This is a genomic window from Mycobacterium sp., from assembly GCF_049585075.1.
In the GTDB taxonomy this organism is placed as follows: domain Bacteria; phylum Actinomycetota; class Actinomycetes; order Mycobacteriales; family Mycobacteriaceae; genus Mycobacterium.
Genome location: NZ_JBAUZA010000344.1, coordinates 1 through 8,566, shown reverse-complemented (window position 1 = coordinate 8,566; position 8,566 = coordinate 1). Strand labels below are relative to the sequence as shown.

The window sequence follows — 8,566 nt, the reverse complement described above, 5'->3', positions numbered from 1 at the left end:
GACGAATGCCGGCTCGCCCGACGTCGACACCAACCGGTTGATGGTTTCCATCGGCACCGGGATGGGCTCGACCGACGAGATGGTGGACGCCTACGACGACATCCGCCGACGTGGCATTCGCGCCATCGGGCCGTTGGGCGTGCAGAAAGCCATGCCCAACGCGGCAGCCGCGGCCGTCGGGCTGGAACGTGGCGCTAAAGCGGGCATCACCACGCCGGTATCTGCCGATGCCTCCGGGGCTGAGGCCATCGCCCAGGCATGGCGCGAAATCGTGCTCGGCGAGGCCGACATCGCGATCTGCGGCGGCGTTGAGACCAGGATCGAGGCGGTCCCGATCGCCGCATTCGCGCAACTGGACTTGCTATCGACGAACAACGAAGATCCGGCCGGCGCGTGCCGCCCATTCGACAGGGATCGCGACGGGTTGGTGTTCGCCGAAGCCGGTGCGCTGATGGTCATCGAGACCGAAGACCACGCAAAAGCCCGTGGCGCCAACATCTTTGGTCGACTGGTGGGTGCCGGTATCACCTCCGACGGCCACCACGTCGTGGCGCCGGACCCCAGCGGTGAACGGGCGGGCCACGCGATCACCCGGGCGATCGAGCTTGCCGGCCTGACTCCGCGCGACATCGATCACGTCAACGCGCACGCCGCCGGCACCGCCATCGGCGACCTCGCTGAGGCAAACGCCATCAACAATGCGTTTGGCGCGCACCGGCCTGCGGTCTACGCGCCGAAGTCGGCCCTGGGCGATTCGACCGGCGCGGTCGGCGCAGTCGAGTCGATTCTCACCGTGTTGGCGCTGCGGGACGGCGTCATTCCGCCGACGTTGAACCTGCGCAATCTCGACCCGCAGATCGACCTGGATGTGGTGGTCGAGGAGCCGCGGGCGGGTGACTACCGGTACGCGATCAACAATTCATTCAGCTTCGGCGGCCACAACATCGCTCTGGCCTTCGGGCACTACTGACACGTGCGTTATACAGTTCTTCGCGACAGCACAACGACCTGAACACGACTTGCTTTGAAAGGTCAATCTCGATGACGGACACCGGGTCGGGAGGCTCGACGAATTTGCGGCCAGCCTACGAGGACGTTCAAGCCCACTACGACCTCTCCAACGAGTTCTTCGGACTGTTCCAGGACCCGACGCGCACCTACAGCTGTGCGTTCTACGAACGCGATGACATGACGCTGGAAGAGGCCCAGATCGCCAAGATCGACCTCGCCCTCGGCAAGCTGGGGCTGGAGCCCGGAATGACGTTGCTCGACGTCGGCTGCGGCTGGGGCTCGGTGATGAAGCGCGCAGTCCAACGGTATGACGTCAATGTCGTCGGGCTGACGTTGAGCAAGAACCAGCGCGCTCTGGGCCAACAGTTGCTGGACCAGATCGACACCGGGCGCTCCCGGCGCATGCTGCTACGCGGCTGGGAGGAGTTCGACGAGCCCGTCGACCGCATCGTCAGCATCGAAGCATTCGAGGCGTTCCCCAAATCGCGCTACAAGGCCTTCTTCGATACGTGCAACCGCGTCATGCCCAGCGACGGCCGAATGGTCCTGCAGACGATCATGGGTCACCCGCTCAAGCGCTGGCCCGAGATGGGCATCCCAATCACCATGACCGATCTCCGCTTCATGCGATTCATCGCCGCTGAGATTTTTCCCGGCGGTGCGGTGCCGTCCGACGAAGACGTCGTCGAATACTCAACAGCCGCAGGGTTTTCGGTAGAAGAACTGCAAAACATGACCGATCACTACGTTCGGACGCTCGATACCTGGTCGAACAAGCTAAAAGCCGCCCGTGACGAGGCCATCGCGGTGACCTCGACGGAGGTCTACGACCGTTACATGCGTTATTTAATCGGGTGTTCGGACTTCTTCCAGCGCCACGTATCTGAGGTAGGCCAGTTCACCCTCGTGAAGGGCTAGGGCCAAGCCCACTCACCAGGCAGCAGAGCACCAATCGCCAGGCCCACCACTAGCAATGCACCCGCTTGGCGCACGTGCACCCAGGCCAGCGCGGCGTACCACAGTGGCCACACCGGGAAGTCGGCCGGCGGCTCGTCGGGTGGCGGGCGGCGGAAATACGGCCACACTTTGACAAGTCGCGGCAGCGCCGCGACGACAAGCAACGCCGGCCACGGCATCGCTTTGGCCAGCACCGCGGCCACCACCAGCAGGTAGAACCCGGCCATCATGCCCAGCGTCACCACGCGAGCACGAGCCTCCCCGACGATCACCGGCAACGTGTGGATGCCAAGCGGCTGGTCGTAAGGGATCTTGTCGATGTGCTTGCCCATCAACACTGTGGTGCACAGCAGCCCGTAGGGTACAGACGCCAGCAGCACATCCCAGCCGACGTTGCCCACTGCCGAGTAGTAGGTCCCGCAGACCATCAGCGGACCCCACACCACCAGCACATCTGGCTCGCCGAGGCCACGCTTCTTGAGTCGTACCGGCGGCGCGGTGTAGGCGACGCTGAGCACGAAACCCGACAACGCGAACGCCAGCACCGGCCAGCCGCGCGCCCAGGTCAGCACGATCAGGATCGCCAGGTCAGCCACGTTGACGGCGGCGATCGCGGTCAGCAGGGTGCGGCGGCTGACCAGACCGGAGAGGACGGGGTGCGGGGCGTACAGGGCGCGCGGGTAACTGGAGCTGTCGAGGCCGGTCTGGGTGTCGAACAGGTCGTTCATCAAGTTATTAGCGGTGTGCGCTAACAGGATTCCGGCGATTGCGAGAACCAGCCAGCGCCAATCGAATCCGGGTCGGCCAATCGCCAACAGCGCTGCGACCAGGCCGGCGAACAGGGTCATCGGCAGCACCGCGGCGCGGGTGACGACGATCCAGCGGGTCACGAAGTCGACCGGCCGGTCCGGTGGCGGGTTCGTGGTGCGCAGGGCATAGGCCCAGGAACTGAGGCGGGAGCGAACCGTGACCTCGGTCATCTCACGAACTTAGCGGCGGCACGATCGGCGATGGATGCGGTTGGCCGCGGAACTTCTCCAGCGATCCGCCGACCTCAACGATCCCGCACAGCGCGCTCCAGCTCAGCATCGTCAGGTAGTCGATCAACTCGTCGGCGCTCATCCGCGGATCGAGCAGCCACGAGTGCGTGGCCAGCTGTACACCACCGACGATGTGATACGCCCACGGGTCCACCCCGCCGACGTCCATTCCGGCCGCCTTCATGCGTCGGCGCAGCACCACCGCGAGCATGCGGGCGATGATCCGCTCGGAGTCGGCGACCACCTTGCTTCTGCTGGCCGAGCTGTTGGCCATCACGAAGCGGTACGGCTCCGGCTCGTTGGCCACGGTTTGCACATACACGCGGATGATCTCGCGCGTGAGCTCGAACCCGTCCAGGTTCGACTGCAGCGCCGCCGACATGTTCGGAATCAGGGTGATCTGCGTGAACCGCATCATCACCGCGGTGGTCAGGTCGTTCTTGTCCACGAAATAGCGGTAGAGCACGGTCTTGGAGACGCCGATCTCACTGGCGATCTCGTCCATGCTCACGAAGCGACCGCGCCGTCGGATCGCGTCGATCGTCCCGTCGATCAGTTCATTGCGACGTTCGACCTTGTGCTGATGCCAACGCCGCTTCCGGCCATCGGTTTTTACCGTTCCGGCTCGAACCTGAGGTGCCACTATCGCCGATTCCCATTCGCTAGTCGTTCTTAATGGTACGGGTTATCGGCGGCACTTTCTCGGCCCGCACCTCAGAAGACGCGGCTTCGCCCGCGGGTCGGTAACAGTTACCGCTACCCGCTTCGTACCCAAACGGCCACTTGGATAGCGGATGATGGTGGGGTGGCACTTGCACCTCACCCGGGACCCAAGCATCGAGCCGATCCGCGAGCCCCGCGGACGGCAGGCAGGGACCTGGTGCCGCCGCCGGCGGTGGGAGCACCCCCAGCCGCGCAGCCGCTAGGGGGAGAGACCCGCAAACCCGCGTCGTTCGCTGAGTCATTCGCCGGGGCCGACCCGCAGGCCGACGCTGATCGGCGCCGGGCACTGCGACGAATGAAAGTCGTGGCGCTGAGTTTTCTGATCGGCGCAACCGGGTTGTTTCTGGTCTGCCGGTGGGCGCAGTCCAGCGGTGTCAACGCCACCTGGGTCGGCTATCTGGGCGCGGCAGCGGAGGCCGGCATGGTCGGTGCGTTGGCGGACTGGTTTGCGGTGACCGCACTGTTCAAACACCCGCTCGGGATCCCGATCCCGCACACCGCGATCATCAAACGCAAGAAAGACCAGCTCGGCGAAGGCCTGGGCACCTTCGTGCGGGAAAACTTCCTGTCTCCGGAGGTGGTGGGGACCAAGCTTCGCGACGCGCAGATCCCGAGCCGCCTGGGCAAGTGGTTGTCGGAGACTACGCATGCCCAACGGGTGGCCGCCGAGGCGGCCACCGTGCTGAGGGTCCTGGTAGAACTGCTGCGCGACGAGGACGTACAGCAGGTCATCGACCGGATGATCGTGCGGCGCATCGACGAGCCACAGTGGGGGCCGCCGGTGGGCCGGGTGTTGGCCACGCTGCTGGCCGAACACCGGCAGGAGGCGCTGATCCAGTTGTTGGCCGACCGAGCATTTCAGTGGTCGCTGAACGCCGGAGAGGTCATCCAGCGGGTCGTCGAACGCGATTCGCCGAGCTGGTCGCCGCGGTTCATCGACCACCTCGTCGGCGACCGCATCCACCGCGAGCTGATGGACTTCACCGACAAGGTGCGCCGCAACCCGGATCACGAGCTGCGCCGGTCGGCGACCCGCTTCCTGTTCGAGTTCGCCGACGATCTGCAGCACGACGAGGCGACGATCGCGCGGGCCGAGGCGGTCAAAGAGCAGTTGATGGCCCGCGAGGAAGTCACCAACGCCGCGGCCACGGCCTGGAAGACGCTGAAACGCCTGGTGCTTGAGGGCGTTGACGATCCGTCCAGCGCGTTGCGCACCCGGATAGCCGACGCGGTGGTGCGCATCGGGGAGTCGCTGCGCGACGACGCCGAGCTGCGAGACAAGGTCGACAACTGGATCGTGCGAGCTGCCGAACACCTGGTTGCCCAGTACGGGGTAGAGATCACAGCGATTATTACCGACACCATCGAGCGCTGGGACGCCGAGGAGGCCAGCCGGCGCATCGAGTTGCACGTAGGCCGTGACCTGCAGTTTATTCGGATCAACGGTACGGTTGTCGGCGCGCTGGCCGGGCTGGCCATCTACGGACTAGCGCAGCTGCTGTTCTAGAGCACTGCTAACTAGTGCTTGCAAAAGTTAGCACTAGGTTCTACTGTGGCACGCGTCAGCACCGACCCATCCGACACAAGGACTCGAGGAACAGTCATGCCGCAGGAGGAGAAGCTTTCCGCTGTGGTGTCGACCGCCGCGTCCGATATCGGCAGCTTCATCCGGACGCAGCGTGAGGCGGCGCAAGTGTCGGTGCGACAGTTGGCGGAAAAAGCCGGTGTCAGCAATCCGTACCTCAGCCAGATCGAGCGCGGATTGCGTAAACCGTCCGCTGATGTGCTCAACCAGATCGCCAAGGCGTTGCGAGTCTCCGCCGAGGTTCTTTACGTGCAGGCCGGGATTCTCGAGCCCAGCGCGAGCAGCGAAGTCCGCGACGCCATCATCACCGACACGGCGATCACCGAGCGGCAGAAACAGGTGCTGCTGGACATCTACACGTCGTTCGTCCAGCAGAACGAAGCTGCCCGTGAGGAGACTGCACCTGCTTAGACCCTTCAACCCTGCCTAGCTCGTGATTGAGCAATGCCAACCGATAAGCACCAAGGAAAACGACGAAAGGAAACACGATGGCCGACAACACGACCATTGAGGACCTGAAGGCCCCGCTGCTTGCTGCGCTGGGCGCCGCCGACCTGGCTCTGGCCACGGTCAACGACCTGCTCGCCGAGCTGCGTGACCGCGCCGAAGAGACCCGCACCGACACCCGCAGCCGGGTCGAGGAGAGCCGCGCTCGCCTGACCAAGCTGCAGGAGGACCTGCCCGAGCAGCTGCGCGACCTGCGCGACCGTTTCACCGCTGAGGAGCTGCGCAGCGCCGCGGAAGGCTATGTCGAGGCGGCGACCTCTCGGTACAACGAGCTGGTCGAGCGCGGCGAGGTCGCTCTTGAGCGGCTGCGCAGCCAGGCCGGCTTCGACGACGCGTCGGCGCGTGCCCGGGAGAGCGTCGACCAGGCGGTCGAGCTGACCCAGGAGGCCCTGGGCACCGTTGCTTCGCAGACCCGCGCGGTCGGCGAGCGCGCCGCCAAGCTGGTCGGCATCGAGCTGCCCAGCAAGAAGGCTCCGGCCAAGAAGGCTCCCGCCAAGAAGGCCCCGGCCAAGAAGGCTGCCGCCAAGAAGGCTCCGGCCAAGAAGGCTGGCGCCAAGAAGGTCACCCAGAAGTAGGATCTGCCACACCTCGACTCCGAGTCGCCTACCCGGGCGGCTCGGAGTCGACGTTTTCGGCGCCGCCCGCTTACGCTTACTGGGTGGACCTCGTTAATACCGTCTTGGCCGTCTTGCTGGTCGCCGTATTGATCACGACGTTGTACGCGTTCGTGCATGCGGCGATGCAACGACCAGACGCGTACACCGCCGCGGACAAGCTGACCAAGCCGGTCTGGTTGGTGATCCTTGGCGCTGCGTTGCCCCTGGCTTACCTGCTCAATGTGCTCGGGATGGCGATCGCCGCCTGCGCGGCGGGTGTCTACCTGGTTGATGTTCGGCCCAAACTTCTTGAGATTCAGGGCAAGTCGCGATAGCGGGATGCGAGTTTTGACCCTCGCGGCGACGGCAATCGTCGCTTTGGTGGGTGCCGCTCCGGCATCGGCGGATCCAGACACCGCCGGCGCGAGCGCACCGCCGTTCGTCGACCACACTGAGTGGGCGCAGTGGAACCAGCTGCCCAGCCTGCGGGTGTATCCGACGGCGTCCGGGCGGGCGGCCGCCAGGCAGGTCGGTTCGGCCGGTCCCGACGCCGACGAGGCATGGTCTGAGGTGCGCGCCCACGCGCCTGATGCCGCTACCCCGGGGATGCGTGAGCAGTTTCTCTGCCATTGGGAGCTGGCCGAGGTCATCGAGCCCGGCAAAGTCAGCTGGAACCTCGAGCCGTGGCGCCCGGTCGTCGACGCCGCCACGATGATCGGATCCGGATGCAACCCCGGCGGTTCAGAAGAGAGTTTTTGATGGCTGGCCGACCGACTCGCGCCCAGGTGGCGGGCGTCGTCGACCACACCCTGCTCAAACCGGAGGCCACCGCTGCTGACGTGGCCGCCGTCGCGGCCGAAGCTGCAGCACTGGGCGTCTACGCCGTCTGCGTCTCGCCGTCGATGGTGCCGCACGCCACCGCCGCGGGAGTGCGGGTGGCCGCGGTGGCGGGCTTCCCGTCGGGTAAGCACCTGCCCGAGATGAAGGCAGGGGACGCGACGCTGGCCGTGGCGTCGGGCGCCAGCGAGATCGACATGGTGATCGACATCGGCGCCGCCGTTGCCGGTGACGTCAATGCGGTGCGGTCAGAGATCGCGACTGTGCGCGCCGCGGTTCCCACCGCCGTGCTCAAGGTGATCGTCGAGTCGGCGGTGCTGTTGACCCTGGCCGGCGAGCAATCCCTGATCGACGTCTGCCGCGCCGCCGAAGACGCGGGCGCGGATTTCGTGAAGACGTCGACGGGCTTTCATCCTGCCGGCGGGGCCTCGGTGGCCGCTGTCGCGCTGATGGCCGACGCCGTCGGTGGACGGCTGGGAGTCAAGGCCAGCGGCGGCATCCGCACTGCGGCCGATGCCCTGGCGATGCTCGACGCAGGCGCCACGCGGCTGGGGCTGTCGGGCACCCGCGCCGTGCTCGACGGGTTGGTTTAGACGCTGCCGAAGCAGTCCTGACCGGTCTGCGGCTGCGACGACGACGCCGGGATTGTGGCGTTTTGCGTCGAGAACGTCGCCTCGACGCCGCTGCTTGTGACCTTCACGCCGTCGGCGTGGATGCCCAGCGGATAGCTTTGGGTCGCCTTCGAGGTGAGATCGTCCAGGTGCTTTTGGACGTCCGTTGTAGACATCTTCGAACCCAACGCACTCAAGCTGACGACTTGCAGCGACAGCCCGTTGTTCACGATCTGCGGCTTGACGGTGGCGCTGTCCAACATGCCCTTCAGCGAGACGGTGCCGTCACTCGGATTGGTGGTCACCTCGCCGGTGACGAACTTGCCCAGCACCGGGATGGCGTCTTGGATCGACTGCTTGATGCCGTCAGACGACCAGGTGATGCTGCCGTTGATTGAGCCGATCGTGCCCTTGGAGTTACTGGTGTCGCTCAGCTTGATGTCGCGGATGGTCAGGTCGACCTTCATGCCTTTGGCCGAGCGCACCTGGTTGCCCGCGGTCTGCACCGAAATCTGTGTGTAGTGGCTGGACAGGTACTGCCACAACACCGGTGGGGTCGCCGCGAATGACACGTTGGCGCTGTCTTGGATCTCGCACTGCACTGCGTTGGCCACCTTGCTGCTCGCCAGATGGCGGGTATACAGCTCGGCGCCGATCGCGGCCGCGAGGACCAGCAGCACCACGATCGCCAGGATCAAC

General features: G+C 65.4%; 11 protein-coding genes. 8 read left to right on the top strand and 3 right to left on the bottom strand.

Going from position 1 to position 8,566, the window contains the following annotated elements; translation table 11 throughout:
- Positions 1-970 (top strand): KasA/KasB family beta-ketoacyl-ACP synthase (locus WB785_RS16285; protein WP_424080351.1); only part of this gene is annotated, 970 nt, incomplete at its 5' end.
- Positions 971-1,041: 71 nt separating this feature from the next.
- Positions 1,042-1,929, top strand: coding sequence for a cyclopropane mycolic acid synthase family methyltransferase (locus tag WB785_RS16280; RefSeq protein ID WP_424080350.1), 888 nt, complete (start codon positions 1,042-1,044; stop codon positions 1,927-1,929).
- Here WB785_RS16280 and WB785_RS16275 read toward each other — a convergent pair.
- Both WB785_RS16275 and WB785_RS16270 read right to left on the bottom strand, forming a co-directional pair.
- A complete protein-coding gene (locus WB785_RS16275; protein ID WP_424080349.1) occupies positions 1,926-2,948 on the bottom strand; it encodes a prenyltransferase in 1,023 nt (340 codons plus the stop codon). The two genes, WB785_RS16280 and WB785_RS16275, sit on opposite strands and share 4 nt — an antisense overlap.
- A 1-nt stretch (position 2,949) precedes the next feature.
- Positions 2,950-3,651 (bottom strand): TetR/AcrR family transcriptional regulator, encoded by a 702-nt coding sequence (locus WB785_RS16270; protein ID WP_424080348.1) that lies wholly within the window; start codon positions 3,649-3,651, stop codon positions 2,950-2,952.
- Between the two features lie 252 nt (positions 3,652-3,903).
- Here WB785_RS16270 and WB785_RS16265 point away from each other — a divergent pair, with 252 nt between their 5' ends.
- The 6 genes from WB785_RS16265 (at position 3,904) to deoC (ending at position 7,849) form a co-directional block, all read left to right on the top strand.
- The gene (locus WB785_RS16265; RefSeq protein WP_424080352.1) at positions 3,904-5,238 is read left to right on the top strand and encodes a DUF445 domain-containing protein; all 1,335 of its coding nucleotides are present in this window, start codon (positions 3,904-3,906) and stop codon (positions 5,236-5,238) included.
- Between the two features lie 96 nt (positions 5,239-5,334).
- Entirely contained in the window at positions 5,335-5,727 is a 393-nt protein-coding gene (locus tag WB785_RS16260) for a helix-turn-helix domain-containing protein (protein ID WP_424080347.1), read from the top strand.
- A 77-nt stretch (positions 5,728-5,804) separates the two neighbouring features.
- Positions 5,805-6,398 (top strand): heparin-binding hemagglutinin, encoded by a 594-nt coding sequence (locus tag WB785_RS16255; protein WP_424080346.1) that lies wholly within the window; start codon positions 5,805-5,807, stop codon positions 6,396-6,398.
- A gap of 83 nt (positions 6,399-6,481) precedes the next feature.
- Positions 6,482-6,754 carry a DUF2516 family protein gene (locus tag WB785_RS16250; RefSeq protein ID WP_424080345.1) on the top strand — a complete coding sequence of 91 codons (273 nt, stop codon included), beginning with the start codon at positions 6,482-6,484 and terminating at the stop codon, positions 6,752-6,754.
- A 4-nt stretch (positions 6,755-6,758) separates the two neighbouring features.
- Positions 6,759-7,178: a DUF2599 domain-containing protein gene (locus WB785_RS16245; RefSeq protein ID WP_424080344.1), complete on the top strand. Its 420-nt coding sequence runs from the start codon at positions 6,759-6,761 to the stop codon at positions 7,176-7,178.
- The gene (deoC, locus tag WB785_RS16240) at positions 7,178-7,849 is read left to right on the top strand and encodes a deoxyribose-phosphate aldolase (protein ID WP_424080343.1); all 672 of its coding nucleotides are present in this window, start codon (positions 7,178-7,180) and stop codon (positions 7,847-7,849) included. Before WB785_RS16245 ends, deoC begins: the two co-directional genes overlap by 1 nt.
- On the opposite strand, the gene WB785_RS16235 is transcribed toward deoC, so the two are convergent.
- Complete coding sequence (locus WB785_RS16235; protein WP_424080342.1) at positions 7,846-8,565, bottom strand: DUF2993 domain-containing protein; 720 nt, start codon at positions 8,563-8,565, stop codon at positions 7,846-7,848. The two genes, deoC and WB785_RS16235, sit on opposite strands and share 4 nt — an antisense overlap.
- Position 8,566 lies beyond the last annotated feature (1 nt).

Excerpts from the sequence above, each read along its gene's own strand:
- WB785_RS16280 (WP_424080350.1), top strand. The coding sequence starts at position 1,042 with ATGACGGACACCGGGTCGGGAGGCTCGACGAATTTGCGGCCAGCCTAC.
- WB785_RS16275 (WP_424080349.1), bottom strand. The coding sequence starts at position 2,948 with ATGACCGAGGTCACGGTTCGCTCCCGCCTCAGTTCCTGGGCCTATGCC.
- WB785_RS16260 (WP_424080347.1), top strand. The coding sequence starts at position 5,335 with ATGCCGCAGGAGGAGAAGCTTTCCGCTGTGGTGTCGACCGCCGCGTCC.
- WB785_RS16255 (WP_424080346.1), top strand. The coding sequence starts at position 5,805 with ATGGCCGACAACACGACCATTGAGGACCTGAAGGCCCCGCTGCTTGCT.
- WB785_RS16245 (WP_424080344.1), top strand. The coding sequence starts at position 6,759 with ATGCGAGTTTTGACCCTCGCGGCGACGGCAATCGTCGCTTTGGTGGGT.
- deoC (WP_424080343.1), top strand. The coding sequence starts at position 7,178 with ATGGCTGGCCGACCGACTCGCGCCCAGGTGGCGGGCGTCGTCGACCAC.